Genomic DNA, 25,310 nt, shown 5'->3' on the forward strand with positions numbered 1-25,310 from the left:
AGTCACTTACCTTGTTTAACTTTTTCCATGATTTTTCATGTGGCACGAGTGAGTGGCTGCCAAGTTACATCATTGCAATCCTGTGGCGTCCGTTATTTGAGCGCTCGAGAATGTGTTGCCGGTCGTTTGGAGGTATTAGCCTAGCTGATGTGAGTTTGAGACTTCAGGCGACTTCAATGTGGTTATCAGCCTGACTCAGCTTCCCACTCAAGGCGTTGGTTTCGACTACAGTAGAAAGACTCTGCATACAGCCATAACAAGACGGAGAGTTTTTCATGCAAGTAATCAAACGCTTTAGCCTCTTTGCGGCCACCGCTGCGTTGACAGTCTCGTGCGCAGCTAACGCCGCACCTGTGTTCATAAATATCCTGACAGGTGGTACCAGCGGGGTTTATTACCCTATTGGGGTTGGGCTGTCACAGATATACGGCGATGGGATTCCGGGGGCGAAGACGTCTGTTCAGGCGACCAAGGCCTCGGTGGAAAATCTCAACCTTTTACAAGCGGGTCGTGGGGAGCTCGCTCTGGCGTTGGGGGACTCTGTGGCTGATGCAAAAAATGGCGTGGAGGATGCCGGATTCAAGGCCCCGCTGACAAAGTTGCGAGCCATTGCAGGAGCCTATCCGAATTACATTCAAATTGTTGCGAACAAAGAATCCGGCATCAAAACCTTGGCGGATCTGAAGGGGAAAACTATCTCCGTCGGCGCCCCGAAGTCCGGTACAGAGCTGAATGCACGTGCGATCTTCAAAGCTGCGGGACTGACGTATGAAGATATGAGCAAAGTCCAATACCTGCCCTTTGCAGAGTCGGTCGAGCTGATCAAAAACCGTCAGTTAGATGCCACGCTTCAGTCCTCGGGGTTAGGAATGGCGGCCATCCGCGACCTTTCCTCAACCATGCCATTGAACTACGTCTCCATCCCTGCTGACGTGGTTTCGAAAATCGGCAATGCCGCGTATCAGCCTGCACAAATACCCGCCAATACCTATGACGGACAGCCCGAACCGGTGCCTACGGTGGCGATCACCAATATCTTGGTGACACGCGAGGACATTCCGGATGACGTTGCTTACCAGATGACCAAGCTGATGTTCGAAAACCTCACTCGCCTGGGTAATTCTCACTCAGCCGCCAAGGACATCAAGTTGCAAAACGCTGCCAGGAATCTGCCCATTCCACTTCACCCCGGCGCCGAGCGCTACTACAAGGAAGCTGGAGCGCTTTGATTCAAAAAAGCTTCGCGGGGGATGGTCGCTAGCGCGAGAGAGCGGCTCAAACCCTTCTATGTAGTTTTGAGGCAGGTACCCAATGAGCGAAGATCATCATGGCATCGCCGCCAACCCGCGCGACTGGCCTAAGTCGCTGTTCTACGTGGCGTTGTTGTTTTCAGTTTTCCAGATTGTCACCGCTGCGTTTGCACCGGTTTCCAGCCAGGTGCTGCGCGCGGTGCACGTTGGTTTTCTGCTGTGGGTGGTGTTTCTGAGTTACCCGGCGTATGGCAGAGCACGTCCCTGGCAGCCGTTGGCCTGGATATTGAGCCTCGCCGGGATTACCACTGCCTTGTATCAATGGTTCTTCGAGGCGGATTTGATCCAGCGTTCAGGTGACCTGACATCGGCAGACATGGTGGTTGGGCTGGTGTTGATCGTATTGGTGTTCGAGGCGGCTCGTCGGGTGATGGGTATCGCATTGCCCGTCATCTGTGGACTGTTTTTGGCATACGGTTTATTGGGTGAATACCTGCCAGGCGACCTGGCACATCGAGGCTACGGATTCGATCAAATCGTCAACCAGTTGTCATTCGGCACCGAAGGTCTCTACGGGACACCCACTTACGTTTCCGCTACCTATATTTTCCTGTTCATTTTGTTCGGTTCCTTTCTCGAACAGGCGGGCATGATCAAATTGTTCACTGACTTCGCGATGGGACTGTTTGGCCACAAACTCGGGGGGCCGGCAAAAGTATCGGTCGCGTCATCGGCTTTGATGGGGACGATTACAGGTTCCGGCATTGCCAACGTTGTCACGACAGGACAGTTCACGATTCCATTGATGAAGCGCTTCGGCTACAAGGCAGCATTTGCTGGCGGCGTAGAGGCGACTTCGAGCATGGGCAGCCAGCTGATGCCACCCGTGATGGGCGCTGTGGCCTTCATCATGGCGGAAACAATTAATGTCCCGTTCGTAGAGATCGCCAAAGCTGCGTTAATTCCAGCCATCCTGTATTTCGGTTCGGTGTTCTGGATGGTTCACCTTGAGGCAAAACGCTCCGACCTTAAAGGGCTACCCAAAGACCAATGTCCCAGCGCATGGGGGGCGGTAAAGGAAAGCTGGTATTTACTGATTCCGCTTTTTGTCCTGGTCTATCTGCTGTTTTCCGGACGTACTCCGCTGTTCTCCGGAATGGTGGGCCTGGCGCTGACAGCCATCGTTATTCTCGGTTCGGCAATCATTCTTCGGGTGTCCAGTTTCGCGTTGCGGTGTGCGTTCTGGATCGCGCTGGGTGTCCTCTGTGTCGGTTTTTTCCAGTTGGGTATCGGCGTGATCTTTGCGGTGATCGCCACGTTGGTGGTCATCTGCTGGTTCATTCAGGGAGGCCGGGAAACCCTGAGCATTTGCCTGCATGCCCTGGTCGAAGGTGCTCGTCATGCGGTGCCGGTCGGGATTGCTTGCGCGCTGGTGGGGATCATCATCGGCGTAGTGTCATTGACGGGCATAGCCTCGACCTTCGCCGGTTACATACTGGCCATAGGCAGGGATAATTTGTTGTTGTCACTGATACTGACGATGGTTACCTGCCTGGTGTTGGGTATGGGGATCCCGACGATTCCCAACTACATCATCACCAGTTCGATTGCAGCACCCGCACTGTTGGAGTTGGGTGTGCCGCTGATTGTGTCGCACATGTTCGTTTTCTATTTCGGAATTCTTGCAGACCTTACTCCACCGGTTGCCCTGGCATGCTTTGCCGCAGCGCCCATCGCCAAGGAAACAGGATTCAAGATCAGTCTGTGGGCGGTGCGTATTGCTCTGGCCGGCTTTGTCATTCCGTTCATGGCGGTCTACAACCCTGCGCTGATGATGCAAGGCGACAATTTGTGGATGAGTGCCTATATGTTGGTCAAGACGATGTTGGCCGTTGGTCTTTGGGGAATGGCGTCCACCGGTTATCTGCAACAGAAGATGCCGGTTTGGGAGCGTTTATTGTGTTTCGCGGCAGGTGCCTTGTTGGTCGTTGCGCTGCCGTTGACCGACGAAATCGGTTTTGTGCTGGGTGTGTTGCTGATACTTCAGCATGTCTGGCGGTCTCGCCGTGGCGGACTGGCCAGAGCATGATCGGCTTGTGCCTGGGTCTGGCGGGAGTCGCCTGGGCCCAACTCCCGATCTCAAGCTTTACACTGGCCTGGAATCACACCATCGAAAAAATTCGTTGGGAAGAAGACTACCGTGTCTCGCAACAGGGACTTGTGCTCACCGAGGCCAGGGTCAAGGGAAATGGCGCAGGCATGGAAATTCCCTCAGGGGCCAGGTTGGAAAAAGGCAGTTGGCACTATCAACGTCAGCTGCCGCCCTTGCAGCCTCTGAGCCTGGGACGCTCCCCGCAAGCAGGTGACTACCAGTTATGTTTCGATCAGCAATGTCATGAGATGAGCGAGTGGCTGGGGCCGCCCGTCAGCAATCCGTCCTCCGTGGAACTATGGAGTTGCTGGACGGACTCAGGGCAACAATAAGTAGCCAGTAACACAAACGTGAAAGCCCTGTCCGGATACGAACGTCCAGTACCCGGACAGGCAGGCATCAACTCATGCCCAGCCAGTTTGGCAAAGCCAGGGAGATCCAGGGCACGTAGGTAATCAGTATCAGGAACAGAAGCAGGATCATCAGCCACGGCATGGCGGCTCTGATGGTTGCCGGCAGTGTCATCCCGGTCACAGCAGAGGTCACGAACAGGTTCAGACCCACGGGCGGCGTGATCAAGCCGATCTCCAGATTCACCACCATAATGATACCCAGGTGAATCGGATCGATACCCAGCTTCATGGCGATGGGGAAGAGGATCGGTGCCAGGATCAGGATGATGGCCGAGGGTTCCATAAAGGCCCCGGCGATCAACAGCACAATGTTCACCACCAGCAGGAACATCACCGGCGTCAGCCCCGCTTCAATCACCCACGCGGTGATCTGTTGCGGTAGCTGCTCAGTGGTCAAGACGTGCGCGAAGAGCATGGCGTTGGCAATAATGAACATCAGCATGATGCTCAGCTTGGCCGAGTCCAGCAGGACTTTTGGTGTTTCGCGGAACGTCAGGTCTTTGTAGACGAACAAGGCGATGAAGGCCGAGTACACCGCCGCCACTGCCGCAGCCTCGGTGGGGGTAAACATCCCGGAGTAGATACCTCCCAGGATGATGAGCATCAGCAGTAGACCCCAGATCGCCTTGCGTGCCGTGCCAAGCCATTCACGGAACGTCGCGCGCGGCATGGCGGGCAGATTTTTCTTAACGGCGACGATGTAGATCGCCACCATCAACGCCAGCCCCAGCAGCAGGCCCGGTATCACGCCCGCCATGAACAACTTGCCGACAGAGGTTTCGGTCGCGGCCGCGTAGACCACCATGACGATCGAGGGTGGTATCAGGATGCCCAAGGTCCCCGCGTTACAGACGATCCCCGCGCCAAAGGCCTGCGGATAACCGGAGCGGACCATGCCGGCAATGGCAATTGAACCCACTGCGGCGACCGTGGCCGGGCTCGATCCGGAAAGGGCAGCGAACAACATGCACGCCAACACGGCAGCGATGGCCAGCCCCCCACGGATATGGCCGACGCAGGCATTGGCAAAGTCAATCAGCCGCCGCGCGACGCCACCGGTGGTCATGAAGGCCCCCGCGAGCAGAAAGAACGGGATGGCCAGCAGCGTGTAGTGCTCCGACGTCTCGAACAGTTTGATTGCCAGTGAGCGCACGGAGTCCGGGCTGAAAAAAACAATGGTCAGTGAGCCCGCCAGACCCAGGGAAATAGCAATGGGAACGCCGATCAACATCAGTACGAAGAGCGCTGTAAACAGGAAGGCAATGGTCATGACTTGTCATCCTCGTGTTCGGTCAGTTTCATCGCATCGGCGGCTTCATCGGCCAGGCCCAGGCCGGTCTGCCGGTTCTGCAGGATACGCACGAGAATTTCAGCGAACCGGATGAACACCAGGGCGAACCCTACGGGGACGATCAAGCCGATGTGCCATTGCATGATCCCGTACTGGCCCAGGTCTTCGGCGCCTATTTGGGCCTCCATCAGGGTCTGGATCCAGCCAAAACTGCCAATGCTGAGCAATCCGGCATAAGTCAGGCAGAAAAGACAGGCAATGATACCAATGAGCCGTTGCACCGGTTTGCTGGCCAGATTGACCAGCGCGTCAACGCCGATATGGCCGGCTGTGCGCACGCCATATGACAACCCGAAAAAAATCAGCCAGCCAAACAGGGCCTTGGTCAGTGAGGTGCTCCAGGTCATGGCCTGTGCCATTCCCATGACCCCGTCGCCGATGGCGAACAGCGATTCGCTGGCGCCTTGCCAGCTCTCGGCGAGGCTGTAGAACAGGGTGTAGAGGTTGTTGAGGACAACGTAGACGAATGTTACCAACGTCATGGCCGCCAGAAGGAAGACAATGAAGCCTTCCTCGAAGTGTTCCCAGACGCGCCGAAGAGCATTCATGGATGGCATCTCCTGTAGCAGACGTCAGGCAGGTGCTGTCAGGGCGGCAACACCTGCCGACGACCGATCATTGGGCCTGGTTGGCGGCTTCTGCGGCAGTGATCAGCTCGGCGCCGATATCGCCTTCGAATTTCTTCCACACCGGTTTCATCGCGACACGCCATTGATCGCGTTGCTCAGGCGTCAGGATAATGATCTCGGTGGTTTTGGCCGCGATGATGCTCTGCTTGGCATCCTGGTTCAGCTTCTCAGCCTCTTTGTTCACATGGGCGGTGACTTCGACGAGGATCTTGTCCAGCTCGCTGCGAAGCTCCGGCGACAAACCGTTCCAGAACTTGGTGTTGGTGATCAGCATGTAGTCCAGTACACCGTGGTTGGATTCGGTGATGAACTTCTGCACTTCATGCATTTTCTGGCTGTAGATGTTCGAGTAAGGATTCTCCGCGCCGTTGACGACACCGGTCTGCAAGCCTTGATAAACCTCGGCGAAGCTCATTTTGCGCGGATTGGCGCGTATGACCTTGAACTGTTCCTCAAGCACTGCAGAGGCCTGCACCCGGAACTTCAGGCCACGGGCATCACCGGGCACTCGTAGCGCTTTGTTCGCGGACAGTTGTTTCATCCCGTTGTGCCAATAGGCCAGTCCAGTGATGTTTTTGTCCTCCATGGACTTGAGCAACGCCTGGCCCTGCGGGCTCAGCTGGAAGCGGTCAACAGCGGTGATGTCATCAAACAGGAAAGGCAGGTCAAACAGTTGAACGGTCTTGGTGTAGTGCTCGAACTTGGCCAGCGACGGTGCAATCATCTGTACGTCCCCGAGCAGTAAGGCCTCCATCTCTTTGCCATCGCCAAACAACGAGGAGTTGGGGTAGACCTCGACTTTGACTTTGCCGGGCAAGCGTTCTTCCACCAGCTTCTTGAACAGCAGGGCACCCTGGCCTTTGGGCGTCTGCTCTGCGACGACGTGGGAGAATTTTATAATGACCGGGTCTGCAGCCGTGGCCGTGCTCATGGTGACAAGGGCAAAGGCGCAGGCGACTGCTTTCCACATAGGTTTAAACATTGGGGGATTCCTCTTGTTTTCGTTTTCCGTGCAGTTCCATGCCCTGAATAAAGCATCTGCACGGCGGACAAGAGCAAGTCTAGGCATAAAACGCCCATTGGGAGGGTTATGACCGAATGTAGCTGGAAATCTGGCAGCCAATAGGGGATTGCCACTGGCAACCCCCTCTTAAAAAACTAATGCTCAGAACGATTGCGCTCAGGGAAAGCGGCATGGGTGTTTAAGAGTCATCGTTACCGATGACAAACCCATCAGCGATTGCTGTCCAGATACCTGTTCATAACGCATTCCTCAAGGTTTGCAGGTGGGCGACCTGGCGGCTGAATTCAGCGCTGGACAGTCGCTGCTTCGTCCTTGGGCTCATGGCCTGGCTGATAGCGCGTGTGGGCTGGCCGGTAAGGCGTGAGAGCACCAGCCATTGTTCGGCAACGCCGAGTTGGTCATAGCCGGGATGGCGTCGGCGGATGCGCCGCAGAATGTCTTGTTGCAGCGCTTGCAGCAGGCTCTGCTGCCCATTGCGCCGCAACATGAAATCGGCACTGGCGCGAAGATGTTCGAGCAATTGTCGGCGCGCTTTCGGTAGCGGTTCCAGCATTGGCCCATGGCGCACACCGGCATGCCAGAGACCCAGGCCAATCAGCGCCAGCAAGGCAACCAGTGCCTGGGGGAAATATCGCAGCAACAATGTCCACAGGCTGTCGTGATCAGTGTTGAACAGCAAGGTCACGTCGGTATCGGCGGTCAGGTACCAAAGCAGCCAGGCGTTGTCGTATTGATCGATGGCCGGGGTTTTCCATAGGTCGGCGTCGGTGACCACAATGATCGAACCAAGCCCGTGGTTGAGCTGCATCATGTGTGTGGCCTTGCCGCTGTTGGCCCAGGCCTGTGCAAGATTCTTCGGGTCTTCGAGATGGAACTGGGTGTCGAAGCTGGCATAGGCCGGGGCGTCTTCGTTTTCCAGGTACAACTTGGTCAATTGCGGATAGGGATCTTTGTCGCCATCGGGCGGCGGATCCTTGAGGTCTTTGCTCAGGGACTGGTGCAGTTGCACCCGGTCGAGCAACAAATCGTTGCTTTGCCCGGTGTTCTCATCCCACAGCGATTGGGCGACGAACAACAGGCGCCCTCCGGCCCGGGTCCAGTTCATCAATTGATCAATCTGCCGTGGGCTCATGTTGTAGCGGTCGCCCAGCAACAACAGGCTGTGCTGATGCGGCTCGAGGCTCGGCAGAACATCAATGCCGTTGGCGTGGCTGACAACCAGGCCCTGTTTGCGCAGGTAGTGCTCGGCCGCGAGGTAAGGATTGGCCTGCGCCTCGGGCGAAGGGCCGTGATCGATTTCTGCCGGGTAGGGCGTGGCCTTGACATACAGGTACACGCCCAGCGCGACCAGCAACACGGCGACGAGCATGCCGAGCATCATCAGCCAGTTGTGCCGATTCAATGCGTCGCTCCAGGGCCGAACAACGCACGCCAGCCGTCACACAATTCACGCTGCAAATGCGCGGCGGGCAAGCGATGCCCGTAGGCCATGTTCTGCCAATGCCCGGTCAGTTTCTTACTGAAGGCCAGCAAGGCCGGTTGTTGCAGTTGTTCGACGCGCTCGAGCACCTGACCTTCGGTGTCGGCGGCTTTCAGGGCGATGTCGAAGTCGTGCAGGAGGTGGCTCAGCAAGGCGCGATAGAGCAAACCCAATGCTTCTCGAGGATGGTTCTGCCAAAGGTTTTCGGCGCTGGTGGCGATGTCGGCGGGCAAGGTCTCGCGACTGAGATCCAGGCCGAACGCCTGTTGCGGCAGCGATCGCATGGCTTTTTTGCCTGGGCTCGGGCGGCGGCTGACAAACGCCTGCAACAGGTCACGGTAATGCCAGATCAACAAGCCGATGGCGGCGATCACGACGCCCCACAGCAAGGCTTCGATCAGCGAGGCCAGTGCGCCAAAACGCTGGCTCTCGAACAGCCGGAACAAAGCCTTGAGCCATTGTGGCGTGTTGTCGTCATCCGGGTTTTCGGCGGTGCCCTTGTCCTCGCCAAATCGATAGCGGATCACCGTTTCCTTGTTCTTGAACGGCGGCTGGTCAACGATTGCCTTGATGCTGTCCCGGGACGCCTGGCTGGTCAGTGGTTGTTCCAGCAAGCGCGGACTGTCGGGTGTGACCAGCGCATCGGCGGCCCAGGCATCGTGTCCGCTCGGTATCAACAGGATCGCCGCCAGCAGGACCGCAACGGCGGTGCCGTTCAAGCGCTGGCGCATGCGGCGGAACACCAACTCGATGTCCCAGGCTTCCAGCACGGTTCGGCGGTTGAGGTAGAGGCTGAAACCGCACGCCACATAGATCGGTTCCCACACCACCAACACCAGGGCGTAGAAGGCATTGGTCAGATGTTCCAGCCAGATCCAGTCCTGGGTGGCCGCGGCGATCAGCGATTGCCAGCTCCAGTCGATCGCGACTTGCTGTGGCAACAGCAGATAGAACAGCGCCATCAAACCGATCCACAGCGCGGTTTCCAGGTGCACGCCAATCAACGTCAGCCACCGCGCGGCGCTGGCATCGCGCTGCAACAACACCTGCATGCGCTGTTGACGCGCCTCGCCGCTCAGGCCTTCGAGTTGCACCACCGGCAGCAGGAAACTGCGGCTCATGCTCAAGCGTCGCCAGGTCAGGCTGGCCAGCAGCTGCGGCTTGAGCAGACGTGGCCATTGGCAAAGGGCCTGTTTCAGTGTGGGAGTTTGGCCAAACATGGCTTTGGACAGAATGTACAGCGGCAGGCGTTCGAAGGCCGGTTTCAGCCACCAGAAAATGAACACGGCAAGGGATGGCGACTCCCACAGCAAAGCGCTCAACAGGGCAAAAACCGGCAAAGTGATGATTGCCCAACTGGTCATCAGCAAGCGTCGATGGCGCTGGCTCAACAGGACGCCGAGGTCCATGGCTTCCCAGGTCGGGCGTGGGCGGATCACCACGCTGGCGTCACTCAGGCGCATGGCGGACCCGTCCGGCAAACAGCAGATAACCCGCGACCAACATCCAGAGCACCGCGCCGACCAGATATTTGGTCATGGGCGTTGGTGCTGTCGTCGACGACCAGTAGGCCTCGATGAAGGCTGCAATCAACAGGAACAACATAACCCCGCAAATCAGCAGCACGCTCTTGCGAGCCGCCAGGCGCAGGGCTTCAGCGCGGGGCAGGCGCCCCGGCGCGATCAATGCCCAGCCCAGTTGCAGGCCGGCCGCTCCGGCGAGGGCAATGGCGGTCAATTCGAAGGCGCCGTGGCCAATCACGAATGACCAGAAGGTCTGGCCAAAACCGATGTGCGTCAGATGCCCGGCCACTGCACCGATCATCAGGCCGTTGAAGAACAGGAAAAATGCGCTGCCCAGGCCAAACAGCAAGCCGCTGGCAAAGGTCTGAAAGGCGATGCCGATGTTGTGCATGATGTAGTAGCCGAACATCACCCAGTCTTCACTGGCCGCGCGCTCCGCCGAGCGCCCTGGATGTTCGGCGTTTGGGTCGTACATGCTTTGCATCTCGCTGACCTGCTCGGCCGGGATCAGGTTGTAGACCAGGTCCGGGAACAGGTACACCAACAGCGCAATGCCGATCAGGCTGCCGAAAAACATCAGGCTGGCGGCCAGCACGAAGCGCCACTGTTCGCGCACCAGTCGGGGAAAACCGGCGAGGATGAAAGCCAGCACATTGGCGCCCAGCCGGCTGCGATGGCGATACAGTTGTTGATGCCCGCGCAGGACCTGTTGCTGCAACGAATCGATCAGGAAACTGCTGTAGCCGCGCTCCCGAGCCAGCGCCAGATGCTGGCAGAGACGACGATACTCAGCCGGGAAATTACCGACGCCGTCGGCCTTGCGGTCCCGCTCCAGTCGTTGCAGCGTGAGGGCAAACTGCTCCCACTCGGCCATGTGCCGATGTTCGAAAAGGCTTTGCTTCATGCCGGACCCAACAAGCCGCGGGCGATGCCATTGAGCTCGGCCACGGCGTGTGGCGCTGGAACCTGAAGCGGTTGCGCAAGGATCGAGGCGAGTTCATTGACCCTGGCCGCGGAGAGTTCGCCCTGGCGTTCGGCGAATCCGAGGATGGCGCGTTGTTCGCTCAGGCTCAGGGCAAATGCCGGGCGACGGGGTTCGGCGGGCGGCAGTTGTGGGCGGGTGAGCGGCTGTTCGCGGTAGATCACCAGCGTGCCGGCCGCCACATCGCCGAGGCGTTTGAAGCCGGGATGCTGCAGGCAGCTGATGGCCCCGAGGAAGTAGCCGAACGGCAGCAAATCGACAAACCGCAGCAGGTTTCGCAACAGCGACGCAGACCAGCCAATCGGCGTGCCGTCGTCTTGCACCACTCGCAGGCCCATCCATTGCTTACCCGGTGAGCGGCCCTGGTTAAGCACTTCGAATAGCACCATGTACCACCAGCTCACGCCGAAGATCAGCAGCGAACCCAGTCCGGCGCCGAGTTTGCCGAGCATTGCCAGGACAACGAACAGCAGGCCGAGGATCAACCCGCGCAAAGCCAGGTCGATGGAGAACGCCAGCGCACGCACCATCAGCCCGGCGGGTCGCAGAGGCAAGTCGATGCCTTCAGGCGTTTCAACTTGATACCGCGTATCCAGTGGCGGGGACAGCGTCGCTTTCCTTCGCAGTGCTGTGGTCTCGAGCATGGGCAACCTGATGATGTGGCCTGATCGGGATTGTCTCGTTCCCCGATGCTAGCAGCCTCACCGGGGAAAACGACATAACTATGTCGTGCGGTTTGAGTAACCGCAGATGTTTGAATCACAAGATTGCTGGCCGGAGCGGGACGTGAGCGCCTAGACTTCGTCGATCTTCAGTTCAGGAAACGCCTGTGACCTCCATCTTCTGGTACGACTATGAAACGACGGGCATCAACCCCCGTTGCGACCGCCCCCTGCAAATGGCGGGGCTGCGTACTGACTTCGATCTCAATGAAATAGACGAGCCGGTCAACCTCTATTGCCAGCCCAGTGACGACATCCTGCCGCATCCGGCAGCCTGCGCGATCACCGGAATTACCCCTGCGAATCTGGCCGAGCGAGGTTTGAGCGAGGCCGACTTCATGACCCGGGTCCATGCCCAACTGGCAGCGCCGGGCACGTGTGGTGCGGGGTATAACACTTTGCGTTTCGACGACGAGATGACCCGCTATAGCCTGTACCGCAATTTTTTCGACCCGTACGCGCGGGAGTGGCAGGGCGGCAACAGTCGTTGGGATCTGATCGATGTGGTCCGTGCCGCGTATGCCTTGCGTCCCGACGGTATCGTTTGGCCGACAGACGACGAAGGGCGGGTGACGCTCAAGCTTGAACGCCTGACCGCCGCCAACGGTATCGACCATGGCAATGCCCACGAAGCGCTGTCGGATGTCCGCGCGACAATCGCCCTGGCGCGTTTGATTCGGGAAAAACAGCCGAAGTTATATGAATGGCTGTTCAAGTTGCGCAGTAAACAAAAGGTGCTGGACCAGATTCGACTGTTGCAACCGATGGTGCACATTTCCGGGCGCTTCTCTGCGACGCGTCATTATGTGGGTGTGGTGCTACCGCTGGCCTGGCATCCGCGTAACAAGAACGCGCTGATTGTCTGCGATCTGCATCTCGACCCGCAGGGCTTGCTCGATCTGGATGCCGACGCCTTGCGCCAGCGCTTGTATACCCGTCGCGATGATTTGGCCGAGGGTGAGTTGCCTGTGCCGCTCAAGCTCATCCACATCAATAAATGCCCGGTGGTGGCGCCGTTGTCGGTACTTCGTCCGCAAGATCAACAGCGCCTCGGGCTGGATATGCCGCTGTATCAGCAACGTGCACTGCGGCTAAGTGACGCGCAGCAAGTCTGGCTGGATAAAGTTGCGGCCATTTATGCCCGCGAGGATTTTTCTGTCAGTCAGGACCCGGAACAACAGTTATACGATGGATTTATCGGTGACCGGGATCGACGTCTATGTGAACAAGTGCGCTCGGTGGACCCTGCGCAATTAGCACAAGAGCAATGGCCTTTCGATGATGAACGTTTGCCTGAATTATTGTTTCGATATCGCGCACGCAACTTTCCAGAAACGCTGAATTCTGAAGAGCAAGAGCGCTGGCGAGTCTTCTGTCAGAAGCGCTTGTCGAACCCTGAATGGGGGGCGCCCAATACCCTGGAAAGTTTTGTAGAGGCCGCAGCCCAATTGGCCGTTACTGCGACATCGTTTCAGCAACAGGTACTGAGTGAATGGCAACAACATGTTCAGGGGCTGCGCAAACGCTTGAATCTTTGAAATCGAAAATACCCGGGGCCTGAACTCCGGGCATAAAAAAACGCCAGCGATAAGCTGGCGTTATTTTTTGTCGCCTATTTATCTGCGACAGGTGTGGCGGCTTAGCCCAGCAGGGTAGCCCAGCCTTCAACCACGTCACCGCCCCACTTGGCTTTCCACTCTTTCAGAGTCTTGTGGTTGCCACCTTTGGTTTCGATGACTTCGCCGTTGTGCGGGTTTTTGTATTGTTTAACTTTGCGAGCACGCTTGGTGCCGGTAGTTTTTACTGCGCCGCCGCGTGGAGCTTTGGTTTTGGATTCTGGATCCAGCAAAGCAATGATGTCACGCAGGGACTTGGAGTATTCGCCCATCAGGGTGCGCAGTTTGCCTTCGAATTCCAGCTCGGTTTGCAGTTTGTCGTCTTGGGACAGGTTCTTCAAACGGGCTTGCAGCTCTTTGATAGCTTCTTCGGTGGCGCGATATTCGTTGATCAAGGACATGATTACTACCTTATGTGGGGCGCTGGATGGCAGGGTGACAGTGCCGCAATAATAGTCAGGGTGTTTCATCAAGTAAACATTAAAGCAGGTTTATTTAATTAAATTACCGGGAATCCGCTACACCTTTTCGATGCAGTTAAATAATTTGAAGCATTCGCTACAGATATTTACAAACCCGTGCTTGTAGAAAGCTAACTGCACGGTTGATGCGTACGCCTGGTGTGCGGGCAGGAACCTCGTGGCTAACCATCGGGCAGCATTGCGCATCATCAATACTGCAGTTTTGCTGCGCAATCGCTAGAATGGCCGCCTTTGCGAAGTTCTGGAGTTTCCCCCCCATGCGCACTTTTCGGCTGGTGATTTCTTGCCCCGACCGCGTCGGCATCGTTGCTAAAGTCAGTAACTTTCTGGCGTCACATAACGGCTGGATCACTGAAGCGAGCCACCACTCGGACAATCTCAGTGGCTGGTTCTTCATGCGTCACGAGATTCGTGCCGACTCGCTGCCTTTCGGTATCGAAGCCTTGCGCGAAGCGTTTGCGCCGATTGCCGAAGAGTTCTCGATGGACTGGCGCATCACCGATACCGAGCAGAAGAAGCGCGTGGTATTGATGGCCAGCCGCGAGTCCCACTGCCTCGCCGACCTGCTCCATCGCTGGCACAGCGATGAACTGGACTGCGAAATCGCCTGCGTGATCTCCAACCACGATGACCTGCGCAGCATGGTCGAGTGGCACGGGATTCCGTACTACCACGTGCCGGTCAATCCCCAGGACAAGGAACCGGCCTTCGCCGAAGTGTCCCGTCTGGTCAAACAGCACGATGCCGAAGTGGTGGTCCTTGCCCGTTACATGCAGATCCTGCCGCCGCAGTTGTGCAACGAATATGCACACAAGGTCATCAACATTCACCACAGCTTCCTGCCGTCGTTCGTGGGTGCCAAGCCCTATCATCAAGCGTCGTTGCGCGGTGTGAAACTGATCGGCGCGACCTGTCACTACGTGACCGAAGAACTGGATGCCGGCCCGATCATCGAGCAGGACGTGGTGCGTGTCAGCCACAGCGACAGCATTGAAGACATGGTGCGTTTCGGCCGTGACGTCGAGAAGATGGTGCTGGCCCGAGGCCTGCGTTATCACCTGGAAGATCGCGTGCTGGTACACGGCAACAAAACCGTCGTGTTCTGATTTCCCCACGACACGGTTGAAATTCGAAGGGCCTGGGCGTTCAATCGCTTCAGGCCCTTCGCCGTTTCTGCACTGAGGACATGACCATGGCCGATCCACTGGACAAAGCCACTTCCAAGGCACCCGCCACGTTGGGCGAGGGCTGTTTGAGTCGATATGACCCGGACGACATGAGCCCGGAGGATGGAACGGAGTTTCCCGGAGCCGCCGAATTGTGGGAGCGGATGCAGCATGAGCCGGACGATAAGATCGCGGACCTGTAGATGATCAGGCGTGCTTGAGCTTCATCAACTTCTTGAGCAGCGGCCGCCCGAGCATCAGCACAAATACCGGCCCACCGACCAGCAAGTAGAAGTAATAGGTCACCGCCCGCCAGATCAGAATCGCTGCCGCTGCCGTGGATTTACCCACCATGGGCGCCAACAGCGCCGCCGAGGTCAGTTCCGCCGCACCGGCCCCGCCCGGCAACAGGCTCAATTGCCCTGCACTGAGGGAAAGCATCTGGATCAAAAAGCTCCAGGCCCATTGCAAGTCTGCGCCGAGCCCGCGCAACGCCAGATACAGCACGCTGTAGCGCAAGATCCAATGCAGGCAGGTCAAGCCAAACACCGTAATCAGCGTCTGGAGCGGCAGTTTCAGTGTGTCCGTAAACGCCGCCAGGAAGTTCAGGAGCTTGCGCGCCCAGCGCATCCGTGTGGTGGACTGGACGTTGAGACGGACCAGCAGCCGGCCGCTCAGGCGAATCAGCAGGCGGTGATAGCGGGCCACGAGCACGCAACTGATCAAGCCGCCGAACATCGATACCGCACTGACGATCAACAGCCACTCCAGGCGTTGGCTCAGGTGCTGAAACAGCGCATAGATCAGAATCCCGCTCAGCGCACACAGGAAAAACAACAAGTCGCTCAACTGGTCCATGGCGAACACGGCGCTGCTTCTGGCTGGACGCACACCATTGCGCCCCAGCAGGGCCATGAGGGTCAGCGGCCCGCCGCTGCCGCCAGGCGTGGCGCAGTAGGCGAATTCGGCGGCCATGACCACGCCGAGGCCTTTGATCGGGCTGACCTTGTTACGCTGATCCCCCAGTAACAGGCGCAATCGCAGGGTGTTCAGGACCCAGCACAGCAGGATCATGGCAAACATGACCAGCAATCCGCTCAGCGGAAAACCACTCAATCGCGACCAGGTTTCGCTGCCGCCCAAAAGCCACGGTATCAGCACCGCCGCGAGCAGGCCGATCACCAGCAGGATCCCCCGATTCATGCGGCGTGCTCCCTGTCCTGGCTATGCAGGGCCAGCCAGTTCGCCTTGGTCATGGGTATTCGCCCGTCTTCGAGCAGGCGCTTGAGGGTGTGTAGCCAGTAGGTCCGCGAGAACTCATGGCGCATGTCCACCGGGTGCAGGCCCAGCCTGATCACCGGTGCCTGGCGCCAGCGTTGTTCGCGCTCATCACTGACGAGCCTGGATAGCCTGCGACGCCAGGCGCTGCGCGCACTCCAGACCAGCCCGGGGGCGTCGATCGCCGTTAAATCCGGTAGCCGATAAAGATGTTGTGGGTCGCTGGTGTAGCTCAATGGCAGTTGGCGCAGGGCCTGACGGGTGCCTTCACTCATCAGCCAGGCCGGCGCGACAAAACCCTGCAGCGGCCAGTTGTACCGGCCAAACATGGCGATGCCCTCGTGCAGGCGGGCGAGGGCGGCCTCCCGGGACAAGCTGTAAAACTCACCTTCGTGGGTATAGATCAGGCGCATGAACCAGTCTCGCGGATTGTTCACCGGCGATCCGTCATCACAATGGAAATAGCCGTGCAGCGCCAGTTCGTCGCCGCGCTTGATTCGTTCTTCAAGCCGTTGACGAAAGTCCGGGTGGTCGCGCAGGTCGTTGTGCTTGTGGAAGTTCGGCACCACGAGCCAGGTGATGGGTACGTTGCCCAGTGCATCCACGGCGTCGACAAAGGGTTGGTAATCGGCCCAGGTTTGCGGTGCTACATCGTGCAGGACCAATAACAGGCTGGGCGTGTTCATTGGCTCAACCATTGGCCACTCGCGGCCATTGAGTGCCGAGTACGGCGTGATAGTGACCGAGCAAGCTGTTGACCACCGAGTCCCACGCGTAGTGCTGCTCGGCATGCCGACGTGCCTGCAGGCCAAGGGGCGCACTGCCTTGAGCGAACAGTTCGCGCACGGCGTTGGCCATCGCCTGCGGATCGTTCGGTGCACACAGCAGGCCGCACTGCCCAGTGACGATCTCCTGAAAAGCACCCGCCGCCACCGCCACCACTGGAATCCCGCTGGCCATGGCTTCGAGTATCACCAGGCCGAAGGTTTCCTGATCGCCTGCATGCAGCAATGCGTCGGCGCTGGCCATCAAGCGTGCGACTTGCGCGGCGGGGCAGAACTCATCGATGACGGTGACATTGCCCGGCACCGTGGTCGGCATCGACGAACCAACCAGCAACAAGTGATACCGCCGGCCCAGGCGTTTCATGCACTGCAGCAGCACCGGCAGGTTTTTTTCCTTGGAGCCACGCCCGGCAAAAATCAACAGGCGGGTGTTTTCGTCCAGACCCAGTTCGGTCCTGATGCCTGGATCGCGTTTGTCGGGATGGAAAGTCTGCAGATCGACGCCCAAGGGTTGGACGAAAACGTTTTTCACCCCGAGATGGGTGAGTTTGTCGGCCATGACCTGGCTGGGCGCGAGCACCCGGTCGAAGTTGCCGTAAAGCTTGCTGACATAGGCTTCGACATTGGGGGTCACCCAATTGCCCATGCGGTTGCTGGCCAGCAGGGGCAGGTCCGAGTGATAGAAACCAATCACGGGCACATCCAGTTGCCGGCGTGCGTCGAGGGCTGCCCAAGCGGTGAGGTAAGGGTCGCCGACCTCGATCAGTTCGGGTTGCAGGTCTTGCAGGACATTGCGCCAAGGGGCGAGACGCAGAGGGAATCGATAACCCTTGCCGAAAGGCAGGGCGGGCGCCGGAACGGTATAGACGCCATTTTGTTCACTGAAAACCGCCCCGGGGATCAATAAACTGTGGCGAATACCGGGCCTTGTACACAGACGATGATGTTTGGCATCCAGATAAGTGCGCACGCCACCGCTGGCAGGGGCGTAAAACATGGTTATGTCAGCGATATGCACGATGAACACTCCTCCGGTCCGTTGCTCTCCATGGGTTGACCTTATTGAAGAATAGTTGTTCGGTTGGGGTTTGGAGGGGAGGGGCACAACGGAGTTTTTGCGGTGGGTTGCGCGCCGCCATCGCTGGCGAGCCAGCTCCTAGAGTCGATCTCCAGTGTCACAAAGATCCCTGTAGGAGCTGGCTTGCCAGCGATGGGGCCGGTGAAAGCGCCTTAGATCCTGAAACTACCGACCAACTGCTTCAGCCGCGCCGCCTGTTGTTCCAGGTCCGAACACGCCCGCAACGTCGATTGCAGGTTTTCCACACCTTCCTGGTTCAGGGTGTTGATTTCGGTGATGTCGACGTTGATCGACTCGACCACCGCCGTCTGCTCTTCGGTTGCGGTCGCCACCGACTGGTTCATGCCGTCGATTTCGCCGATACGCTGGGTCACGCTGCCCAAGCGCTCACCCGCCAGATTGGCGATGTCGACGCTGTTCTGACTGTGACGCTGGCTGTCGCTCATGGTGCTGACGGACTCGCGCGCACCCACTTGCAGTTCCTCGATCATGGTTTGCACCTGTTGCGCCGACTCCTGGGTGCGGTGCGCGAGGTTGCGCACTTCATCGGCCACCACCGCAAACCCGCGCCCGGCTTCACCGGCCCGCGCCGCTTCGATGGCGGCATTGAGCGCCAGCAAGTTGGTCTGCTCGGAAATGCTGGTGATCACTTCGAGAATCTGCCCGATGTTCACAGTCTTGTTGTTCAGTGACTCGATGTTGCTGCTCGAGGCGCTGAGCATGCTCGACAGCTGGTTCATCGCGGCAATGTTGCGATCCACAACCTGTTGACCCTCTTCGGCCAGGTGGCGGGCGTCACTGGCCTGGTTCGACGCTTGCGCGGCGTTGCGGGCGATCTCCTGGGTGGCGGCGCCGAGCTGGTGGATTGCGGCGGCCACGCTGCTGGTGCGCGAGGCCTGCTGGTCAGAGTTGAACATTGATGAGTTCGAGGCGGCCACCACACGCAAGGCCACTTCGTTGACCTGGCCGGTGGCCGAAGACACCTCGCGGATCGAGCCATGGATGCGCTCGACGAAACGGTTGAACGCCGTGCCGAGGGCGCCGAACTCATCGTTGTTGACGATGGTCAGGCGTTTGGTCAGGTCGCCATCGCCGTCGGCAATGTCGGCCATGGCGCGGGTCATGACGTGCAGCGGCTGGATCAGCAGACGAATCAGCATGCCCAGCAATGCGATGACTATCGCTACCGCAATAATGGTCGCAATGATTGCCGAGGTGCGGAATTGGCTGAGCTTCGAGAAGGCTTTGTCTTTATCCACCGAAAGCCCGATGTACCAGTTGACCGAAGACAGGCCTTTGATGGGGGTGAACGTGACGATGCGGGTTTTGCCATCGACCTCGGTTTCACTGAATTCGCTGCTGATGCGAGGGGTGTTGTCCGGGTAAGCCTCGGATAAGGATTTCATGACCCGCGTTTTGTCCGGGTGCACCAGGATCTTGCCGTCGGCGTTGACCAGGAAGGCATGGCCCATGCCGTCAAAGTCCAGCGCGTTCAGGCTGTCTATGATCATTTGCATACTCAGGTCGCCGCCGAGTGCGCCGATGTTTTGACCGTCTTTGAATACGCTGTGGACGATGGAAATGACTTGTTGGCCGGTGGCCATATCGATGTAGGGTTCGGTCAATACCGAGCCGCTTGCTTGCTGGGCGCTCTTGTACCAATCCCGGATGCGGGGGTCGAAACCCTCTGGCATCCTGGCGTCCGGACGGATGATAAAGACGCCATCGGCGCTGCCCATAAAGACGCCCATGAAGGCCGAGGCCAGCGCCTTCTGTTCGAGCAGTTTGGTAATGTTGCTCGTGTCCGCATTCAGAGCTACGTTTTGTGAGAGATTTTCAATCAACAGGCTGCTTCCGTTCAGCCAGGTCTGGATGTTGTTGGCAGTCACACTGCCCATTTCATGCAGGTAGTTGTCCAGGTCATTACGGATCGCATGACGTTGCTTGTAGTCGTTGTACAAGGTAAATGAAGCGAAAGCGGCAGTGACGATGAGGGCGGCGGCAAGCAGGATTTTATGGCTGAAGCGCATATTTTTATTCATGGATTGAGGCTCCGATAAGGTCTCAATGCCCATGGCGTGCTTTTATAAGTGGAACACGTCACGGGCGACGGTGGAATCAGGTTGATATTTCCGTCCTCGCCCTAGCGGATTATCAACGCAGTTCAGCCTCTGATATCGGCAGCGATCGATCAAAGTTTAACCATGGGTGACCAAATGCCTGACTCATTGCAGCTTGTTATCGGCGCCGATCTTTCGGGGCAACCTATCGCCCAGGCCATGCGCCTGGCCAACCGTCACGGTTTGATCGCCGGGGCTACCGGGACCGGAAAGACCGTGACCCTGCAACGCATGGCCGAAGCTTTCAGCGATGCCGGCGTAGCGGTATTCGCCGCCGATATCAAAGGTGATTTGTGTGGCCTGGGCGCCGCCGGCAATCCTCAGGGCAAGATCGCCGAGCGAATCGCCGGGATGCCCTGGCTGAACCACAAGCCTCAGGCTTATCCGGTGACCTTGTGGGACATTCATGGGCAAACCGGTCATCCATTGCGCACAACCTTGAGCGAAATGGGGCCGTTGCTGTTGGGCAGCCTGCTGGAGCTGACGGACAGTCAGCAGTCGGCGCTGTACGCCGCGTTCAAGGTCGCCGACCGCGAAGGCTTGTTGCTGCTGGACCTGAAAGACCTGAAGGCACTGCTCAATCACCTGAAGGACCATCCGGAACTGCTCGGTGATGATGCGGCGCTGATGACCACCGGTTCCAGCCAGGCCCTGCTGCGCCGCCTGGCGACACTCGAACAGCAGGGCGCCGAGGCGCTGTTCGGTGAGCCAGCGCTGCAACTCGAAGACATTTTGCAGCCGACGGTCGACGGGCGTGGCCGCATTCATTTGCTGGACGCCAGTCGGCTGGTGCATGAAGCGCCGAAGGTCTACGCGACATTCCTGTTGTGGCTGCTGGCCGAACTGTTTGAGCAATTGCCGGAGCGCGGCGATTCGGACAAACCGCTGCTGGCGTTGTTTTTTGACGAAGCGCACTTGTTGTTCACCGGCACCCCCAAGGCGTTGCAGGATCGCCTGGAACAAGTGGTGCGGCTGATTCGTTCGAAAGGCGTGGGGGTGTATTTCGTTACCCAGTCGCCGGGCGATCTGCCGGACGATGTCCTGGCACAGCTTGGCTTGCGTGTGCAGCACGGCTTGCGCGCGTTCACCGCCAAGGAGCAGAAATCCCTGCGGGCGGTGGCTGACGGTTTCCGGCCCAACCCGGCGTTCGATGCGCTGTCGGTGCTGACGGAGTTGGGTATCGGTGAGGCGCTGGTCGGCACGTTGCAGGAAAAGGGCACGCCAGAAATGGTCCAGCGCGTGCTGGTCGCACCGCCACAGTCGCGAATCGGGCCATTGAGCGAGACCGAGCGTACGCTGCTGATCGCCGGTTCGCCGTGCAAGGGGCGGTACGACAAGCCGATTGATCGCGAGTCGGCTTATGAAGTGCTGATGGGCCGCAAAGGGCTGGCGCCAGAGCCCGAGGCGGCACCGGGCAAACCGGCTGCGCAAGAGCCGAGCTTCACCGAGCAGGCTGGGGAATTCCTCGGCACGGCGGCGGGGAAGGCGCTGAAGTCCGCGATGCAGCAGGCGGCGAATCAGATAGGTCGCCAGTTGGTGCGCGGCTTGATGGGTTCTTTATTAGGTGGCAACAAACGCCGCTGAATGCAAAAGATCGCAGCCTGCGGCAGTTCCCCCTGTGGGCGCTGCCGCAGGCTGTGATCTTTTGATCTGGCTGTCAAACCTTGGGCCGGGCATGCGCCGCCAGTCGCTCCAGCGCCGCCCGCAGGTTCGGATCACTGATGCCATCGGCCGTCGCCTGAATGGTCGCCGCCGCGTCATTGGACAAATCCATGGTGTGTCCGGCCGCACCTTGCTGAACGGTCGGCGGCTGCACCTTGAACAGGATTCGCGTGAGACTGGCGAATTCGTCGAACATCTGCAGCTGCCGCTGCAGGCGTTTTTGCTGGTAGCGCAGACGAGTGGCCCAATGGCCGTCTATCACGATCAGCAGCAAACTGCCTTCGCGCCACGAGGCGACATGGCAATGCTCGCGAGCGGCCGGTTGCAGTTGGCTTTCCAGCAGGCGTTGCAGATGACCCAGGCGTTGAGCGTGGCCGAGAATGGCTTTGAGCGGCTTGGCTTCGCGAAGGAGAACGGCGGGTGCTCTGGCCGTAAGAGGGCGAAATGCCATGATCAGACACCTGAAGTAACAGAGCCGCCATGGTAGCAGAAAGCGCCGAATGCACTCGCCCATTGCTTTTGTGGATGCTTTACCCATTAAATCAATAACTAACTTCTGCCCTGGATGGGTTGAAGTTGAGCAAAACGCCCCTATTTTAAGTGAGCCCCGTCAAAGCGCAGTGCCAGCATCGTGGAATATCGCCACTTTCCTCACCACCGTTTCCGGGTAGAATGTTCGTTCGCATGCGGCCATGAGGGCTGCACGGGCGACTCACGGGGCCGCCCTCCATCCCTTTAGTGTGGAAGATCCTGCCGATATGTTTGCGCCTTTGTTAAAGAAACTTTTTGGAAGCAAGAACGAGCGTGAAGTCAAACGCATGCTCAAGACGGTGCAATTCGTCAATGCCTTCGAAGAGCAAATGGTGGCCCTTTCGGACGATCAATTGCGTGCCAAGACTGACGAGTTCAAGGCCCGCATCGCCAAAGGGGAAACCCTCGACAAGCTGCTGCCAGAAGCCTTTGCGGTCGCCCGCGAAGCCGGCAAGCGTGTCATGGGCATGCGCCACTTCGACGTCCAGCTGATCGGCGGCATGACCTTGCATGAAGGCAAGATCGCCGAAATGCGTACCGGTGAAGGCAAGACTCTGGTGGCAACACTGGGCGTTTACCTCAACGCGTTGTCCGGCAAGGGCGTGCACGTTGTGACGGTGAACGACTACCTGGCCCGCCGTGACGCCAACTGGATGCGTCCGCTGTATGAATTCCTCGGCCTGACGGTCGGCGTCGTCACGCCGTTCCAGCCGCCGGAAGAGAAGCGCGCTGCCTATGCCGCCGACATCACCTACGGCACCAACAACGAATTCGGTTTCGATTACCTGCGCGACAACATGGCGTTCAGCATGGAAGAAAAATTCCAGCGCGAACTCAATTTTGCCGTGATCGACGAAGTCGACTCCATTCTCATCGACGAAGCCCGTACTCCGTTGATCATCTCCGGTCAGGCCGAGGACAGCTCCAAGCTGTACATCGAGATCAACAAACTGATCCCGCAGCTGGAATTGCACGTCGAAGAAGTCGAAGGCGAAGTCACCAAGCCGGGTCACTACACCGTCGACGAGAAGACCCGTCAGGTCGAACTCAACGAAGCCGGTCACCAGTACGTTGAAGAAACGCTGACCAGCATCGGCCTGCTGGCTGAAGGCGAAAGCCTGTACTCGGCGCACAACCTGGCCCTGTTGACTCACGTTTACGCCGGCCTGCGTGCGCACAAGCTGTTCCATCGCAACGTCGAGTACATCGTGCAGGACGGTCAGGTCGTGCTGGTCGACGAACACACCGGTCGTACCATGCCGGGCCGTCGTTTGTCCGAAGGCCTGCACCAGGCCATCGAAGCCAAGGAAAACCTGAACATCCAGGCCGAAAGCCAGACCCTGGCATCGACCACGTTCCAGAACTACTTCCGTCTGTATAACAAGCTGTCCGGCATGACCGGTACGGCCGACACCGAAGCGTTCGAGTTTCATCAGATCTATGGCCTGCAGGTCATGGTCATTCCGCCGAACAAGCCGCTGGCCCGTAAGGACTACAACGACCTGGTGTTCCTGACCGCCGACGAGAAATACGCCGCGATCGTCGCCGACATCAAGGAAAGCATGGCTGCCGGCCGCCCGGTTCTGGTGGGTACCGCGACCATCGAAACGTCCGAGCACATGTCCAGCCTGCTCGTGAAGGAAGGCATCGAACACAAGGTCCTGAACGCCAAGTTCCACGAAAAAGAAGCCGAGATCATCGCCCAGGCCGGTCGCCCAGGCGCACTGACCATCGCCACCAACATGGCCGGTCGTGGTACCGACATCCTGTTGGGCGGTAACTGGGAAGTGGAAGTGGCCTCGCTGGAAAACCCGACACCTGAGCAGATTGCCCAGATCAAGGCCGACTGGCAGAAGCGTCACCAGCAAGTGCTCGAGTCGGGCGGTTTGCAGGTGATTGCGTCCGAGCGTCACGAATCGCGCCGTATCGACAACCAGTTGCGTGGTCGTGCCGGTCGTCAGGGCGACGCCGGTTCCAGCCGCTTCTACCTGTCGCTGGAAGACAGCCTGATGCGCATCTTCGCCTCTGACCGGGTGAAGAACTTCATGAAAGCCCTGGGCATGCAGCCTGGCGAAGCGATCGAGCACCGCATGGTGACCAACGCCATCGAAAAGGCTCAGCGCAAGGTTGAAGGCCGCAACTTCGACATTCGCAAGCAACTGCTCGAGTTCGACGACGTCAACAACGAACAGCGTAAAGTGATCTATCACATGCGTAACACGTTGCTGGCCGCCGACAACATCGGTGAAACCATCGCCGATTTCCGTCAGGACGTGCTCGACGCGACCGTCAGCGCCCACATTCCACCGCAATCGCTGCCTGAGCAGTGGGACGTGGCGGGTCTGGAAGCGGCGTTGCAGAGCGATTTCGGTGTGGCACTGCCGATTCAGCAGTGGCTCGACGAAGACGATCACCTGTACGAAGAAACCCTGCGCGAAAAACTGATGCAGGAACTGATCGCCGCCTACAACGAGAAAGAAGACCAGGCGGGCGCCGAAGCGCTGCGCACCTTCGAGAAACAAATCGTTCTGCGCGTACTCGACGACCTGTGGAAAGACCACCTGTCGACCATGGACCACCTGCGTCACGGCATCCACTTGCGTGGCTATGCCCAGAAGAACCCGAAGCAGGAATACAAGCGCGAGTCGTTCACGCTGTTCTCCGAGCTGCTGGATTCGATCAAGCGCGACTCGATCCGTGTGCTGTCGCACGTTCAGGTTCGTCGCGAAGATCCGGCCGAAGAAGAAGCTCGCCTGCGTCAGGAAGCCGAAGCACTGGCGGCGCGCATGCAGTTCCTGCACGAAGAAGCCCCTGGTCTGGAGCAGCCGGAAGTGTTGGGTGAAGAGGTCGATGTTGCCCTCGCCACCGCACCGGTTCGCAACGAGCAGAAGCTGGGCCGCAACGAACTGTGCTACTGCGGTTCGGGCAAGAAATTCAAGCATTGCCACGGGCAGATCCAGTAAAACCCGTTTCAATCGCTGAAATACCCGCGCCGCGACCGGCTCAAGCCGTCGCGGCGTTTTGCCATTTAAACCACCGTTCCTGCCGAGCGGTGCAGACATCATC

General features: G+C 58.5%; 21 protein-coding genes and 1 pseudogene. 8 read left to right on the forward strand and 14 right to left on the reverse strand.

Annotation, left to right across the window (positions count from 1 at the left end; translation table 11 throughout):
• The first annotated feature begins 275 nt into the window (after positions 1-275).
• The 3 genes from M5G20_RS20155 (at position 276) to M5G20_RS20165 (ending at position 3,734) form a co-directional block, all read left to right on the forward strand.
• A complete protein-coding gene (locus M5G20_RS20155; RefSeq protein WP_273920496.1) occupies positions 276-1,229 on the forward strand; it encodes a TAXI family TRAP transporter solute-binding subunit in 954 nt (317 codons plus the stop codon).
• An 82-nt stretch (positions 1,230-1,311) separates the two neighbouring features.
• Positions 1,312-3,339: a TRAP transporter permease gene (locus tag M5G20_RS20160; protein ID WP_273920497.1), complete on the forward strand. Its 2,028-nt coding sequence runs from the start codon at positions 1,312-1,314 to the stop codon at positions 3,337-3,339.
• Positions 3,336-3,734, forward strand: coding sequence for a DUF1850 domain-containing protein (locus M5G20_RS20165; protein WP_273920498.1), 399 nt, complete (start codon positions 3,336-3,338; stop codon positions 3,732-3,734). The genes M5G20_RS20160 and M5G20_RS20165 overlap by 4 nt, the downstream gene beginning before the upstream one ends.
• 67 nt (positions 3,735-3,801) lie before the next feature.
• Here M5G20_RS20165 and dctM read toward each other — a convergent pair whose 3' ends face one another.
• From dctM to M5G20_RS20200, 7 genes are all read right to left on the reverse strand, one after another.
• Complete coding sequence (gene dctM / locus M5G20_RS20170) at positions 3,802-5,085, reverse strand: C4-dicarboxylate TRAP transporter large permease protein DctM (protein ID WP_273920499.1); 1,284 nt, start codon at positions 5,083-5,085, stop codon at positions 3,802-3,804.
• A complete protein-coding gene (locus tag M5G20_RS20175) occupies positions 5,082-5,714 on the reverse strand; it encodes a TRAP transporter small permease (RefSeq protein ID WP_273920501.1) in 633 nt (210 codons plus the stop codon). The genes dctM and M5G20_RS20175 overlap by 4 nt, the downstream gene beginning before the upstream one ends.
• Positions 5,715-5,781: 67 nt before the next feature.
• Entirely contained in the window at positions 5,782-6,777 is a 996-nt protein-coding gene (locus tag M5G20_RS20180) for a TRAP transporter substrate-binding protein (protein ID WP_273920503.1), read from the reverse strand.
• Between the two features lie 277 nt (positions 6,778-7,054).
• Positions 7,055-8,200, reverse strand: a complete 1,146-nt coding sequence (locus M5G20_RS20185; protein WP_443218315.1) for a DUF4350 domain-containing protein — start codon at positions 8,198-8,200, stop codon at positions 7,055-7,057.
• Between the two features lie 17 nt (positions 8,201-8,217).
• A complete protein-coding gene (locus M5G20_RS20190; RefSeq protein WP_273920505.1) occupies positions 8,218-9,762 on the reverse strand; it encodes a DUF4129 domain-containing protein in 1,545 nt (514 codons plus the stop codon).
• The gene (locus tag M5G20_RS20195) at positions 9,749-10,726 is read right to left on the reverse strand and encodes a stage II sporulation protein M (RefSeq protein WP_273920506.1); all 978 of its coding nucleotides are present in this window, start codon (positions 10,724-10,726) and stop codon (positions 9,749-9,751) included. Before M5G20_RS20195 ends, M5G20_RS20190 begins: the two co-directional genes overlap by 14 nt.
• Positions 10,723-11,448 carry an RDD family protein gene (locus M5G20_RS20200; RefSeq protein ID WP_150733713.1) on the reverse strand — a complete coding sequence of 242 codons (726 nt, stop codon included), beginning with the start codon at positions 11,446-11,448 and terminating at the stop codon, positions 10,723-10,725. The genes M5G20_RS20195 and M5G20_RS20200 overlap by 4 nt, the downstream gene beginning before the upstream one ends.
• A 185-nt stretch (positions 11,449-11,633) precedes the next feature.
• On the opposite strand from M5G20_RS20200, the gene sbcB reads away from it, so the two are divergent.
• On the forward strand, positions 11,634-13,064 hold the full coding sequence (gene sbcB / locus M5G20_RS20205; RefSeq protein ID WP_273920508.1) for an exodeoxyribonuclease I: 1,431 nt from the start codon (positions 11,634-11,636) through the stop codon (positions 13,062-13,064).
• Positions 13,065-13,165: 101 nt separating this feature from the next.
• Here the strand turns inward: sbcB and mvaT are convergent, their stop codons facing one another.
• Complete coding sequence (gene mvaT / locus M5G20_RS20210; protein ID WP_007933316.1) at positions 13,166-13,543, reverse strand: histone-like nucleoid-structuring protein MvaT; 378 nt, start codon at positions 13,541-13,543, stop codon at positions 13,166-13,168.
• A 338-nt stretch (positions 13,544-13,881) separates the two neighbouring features.
• Between mvaT and purU the strand changes: the two genes are divergently transcribed.
• Positions 13,882-14,730 carry a formyltetrahydrofolate deformylase gene (gene purU / locus M5G20_RS20215; protein WP_075945467.1) on the forward strand — a complete coding sequence of 283 codons (849 nt, stop codon included), beginning with the start codon at positions 13,882-13,884 and terminating at the stop codon, positions 14,728-14,730.
• Between the two features lie 86 nt (positions 14,731-14,816).
• Positions 14,817-14,993: a hypothetical protein gene (locus M5G20_RS20220; RefSeq protein WP_191635230.1), complete on the forward strand. Its 177-nt coding sequence runs from the start codon at positions 14,817-14,819 to the stop codon at positions 14,991-14,993.
• A 4-nt stretch (positions 14,994-14,997) separates the two neighbouring features.
• Here M5G20_RS20220 and M5G20_RS20225 read toward each other — a convergent pair whose 3' ends face one another.
• The 5 genes and pseudogenes from M5G20_RS20225 to M5G20_RS30335 all read right to left on the reverse strand — a co-directional run.
• Entirely contained in the window at positions 14,998-15,993 is a 996-nt protein-coding gene (locus tag M5G20_RS20225) for a lysylphosphatidylglycerol synthase transmembrane domain-containing protein (RefSeq protein ID WP_273920509.1), read from the reverse strand.
• Entirely contained in the window at positions 15,990-16,766 is a 777-nt protein-coding gene (locus M5G20_RS20230) for a polysaccharide deacetylase family protein (protein WP_273920510.1), read from the reverse strand. The genes M5G20_RS20225 and M5G20_RS20230 overlap by 4 nt, the downstream gene beginning before the upstream one ends.
• Positions 16,759-17,880, reverse strand: coding sequence for a glycosyltransferase family 4 protein (locus M5G20_RS20235; RefSeq protein WP_273920511.1), 1,122 nt, complete (start codon positions 17,878-17,880; stop codon positions 16,759-16,761). Before M5G20_RS20235 ends, M5G20_RS20230 begins: the two co-directional genes overlap by 8 nt.
• Positions 17,881-18,083: 203 nt before the next feature.
• The gene (locus M5G20_RS30330; RefSeq protein ID WP_443218316.1) at positions 18,084-18,848 is read right to left on the reverse strand and encodes a methyl-accepting chemotaxis protein; all 765 of its coding nucleotides are present in this window, start codon (positions 18,846-18,848) and stop codon (positions 18,084-18,086) included.
• A gap of 93 nt (positions 18,849-18,941) precedes the next feature.
• A pseudogene (locus tag M5G20_RS30335) lies at positions 18,942-20,006 on the reverse strand (HAMP domain-containing protein); the annotation flags it as partial.
• Positions 20,007-20,147: 141 nt separating this feature from the next.
• Between M5G20_RS30335 and M5G20_RS20245 the strand changes: the two are divergent.
• The gene (locus M5G20_RS20245) at positions 20,148-21,635 is read left to right on the forward strand and encodes a helicase HerA-like domain-containing protein (RefSeq protein WP_273920513.1); all 1,488 of its coding nucleotides are present in this window, start codon (positions 20,148-20,150) and stop codon (positions 21,633-21,635) included.
• A 73-nt stretch (positions 21,636-21,708) separates the two neighbouring features.
• Here the strand turns inward: M5G20_RS20245 and M5G20_RS20250 are convergent, their stop codons facing one another.
• Entirely contained in the window at positions 21,709-22,164 is a 456-nt protein-coding gene (locus tag M5G20_RS20250) for a DUF721 domain-containing protein (RefSeq protein ID WP_273920514.1), read from the reverse strand.
• Between the two features lie 307 nt (positions 22,165-22,471).
• Here M5G20_RS20250 and secA point away from each other — a divergent pair, with 307 nt between their 5' ends.
• Positions 22,472-25,207, forward strand: a complete 2,736-nt coding sequence (secA, locus tag M5G20_RS20255) for a preprotein translocase subunit SecA (protein WP_273920515.1) — start codon at positions 22,472-22,474, stop codon at positions 25,205-25,207.
• The last annotated feature ends 103 nt before the right edge of the window (positions 25,208-25,310 follow it).

The organism is Pseudomonas sp. TNT2022 ID1044, from assembly GCF_028656895.1.
Taxonomy (GTDB): Bacteria; Pseudomonadota; Gammaproteobacteria; order Pseudomonadales; family Pseudomonadaceae; genus Aquipseudomonas; species Aquipseudomonas reinekei.

Coding starts and splice junctions, on each gene's coding strand:
- M5G20_RS20155 (WP_273920496.1), top strand. CDS start 276: ATGCAAGTAATCAAACGCTTTAGCCTCTTTGCGGCCACCGCTGCGTTG.
- M5G20_RS20160 (WP_273920497.1), top strand. CDS start 1,312: ATGAGCGAAGATCATCATGGCATCGCCGCCAACCCGCGCGACTGGCCT.
- M5G20_RS20165 (WP_273920498.1), top strand. CDS start 3,336: ATGATCGGCTTGTGCCTGGGTCTGGCGGGAGTCGCCTGGGCCCAACTC.
- dctM (WP_273920499.1), bottom strand. CDS start 5,085: ATGACCATTGCCTTCCTGTTTACAGCGCTCTTCGTACTGATGTTGATC.
- M5G20_RS20175 (WP_273920501.1), bottom strand. CDS start 5,714: ATGAATGCTCTTCGGCGCGTCTGGGAACACTTCGAGGAAGGCTTCATT.
- M5G20_RS20180 (WP_273920503.1), bottom strand. CDS start 6,777: ATGTTTAAACCTATGTGGAAAGCAGTCGCCTGCGCCTTTGCCCTTGTC.
- M5G20_RS20185 (WP_443218315.1), bottom strand. CDS start 8,200: ATGATGCTCGGCATGCTCGTCGCCGTGTTGCTGGTCGCGCTGGGCGTG.
- M5G20_RS20190 (WP_273920505.1), bottom strand. CDS start 9,762: ATGCGCCTGAGTGACGCCAGCGTGGTGATCCGCCCACGCCCGACCTGG.
- M5G20_RS20195 (WP_273920506.1), bottom strand. CDS start 10,726: ATGAAGCAAAGCCTTTTCGAACATCGGCACATGGCCGAGTGGGAGCAG.
- M5G20_RS20200 (WP_150733713.1), bottom strand. CDS start 11,448: ATGCTCGAGACCACAGCACTGCGAAGGAAAGCGACGCTGTCCCCGCCA.
- mvaT (WP_007933316.1), bottom strand. CDS start 13,543: ATGTCCTTGATCAACGAATATCGCGCCACCGAAGAAGCTATCAAAGAG.
- purU (WP_075945467.1), top strand. CDS start 13,882: ATGCGCACTTTTCGGCTGGTGATTTCTTGCCCCGACCGCGTCGGCATC.
- M5G20_RS20220 (WP_191635230.1), top strand. CDS start 14,817: ATGGCCGATCCACTGGACAAAGCCACTTCCAAGGCACCCGCCACGTTG.
- M5G20_RS20225 (WP_273920509.1), bottom strand. CDS start 15,993: ATGAATCGGGGGATCCTGCTGGTGATCGGCCTGCTCGCGGCGGTGCTG.
- M5G20_RS20230 (WP_273920510.1), bottom strand. CDS start 16,766: ATGGTTGAGCCAATGAACACGCCCAGCCTGTTATTGGTCCTGCACGAT.
- M5G20_RS30330 (WP_443218316.1), bottom strand. CDS start 18,848: ATGTTCAACTCTGACCAGCAGGCCTCGCGCACCAGCAGCGTGGCCGCC.
- M5G20_RS20245 (WP_273920513.1), top strand. CDS start 20,148: ATGCCTGACTCATTGCAGCTTGTTATCGGCGCCGATCTTTCGGGGCAA.
- M5G20_RS20250 (WP_273920514.1), bottom strand. CDS start 22,164: ATGGCATTTCGCCCTCTTACGGCCAGAGCACCCGCCGTTCTCCTTCGC.
- secA (WP_273920515.1), top strand. CDS start 22,472: ATGTTTGCGCCTTTGTTAAAGAAACTTTTTGGAAGCAAGAACGAGCGT.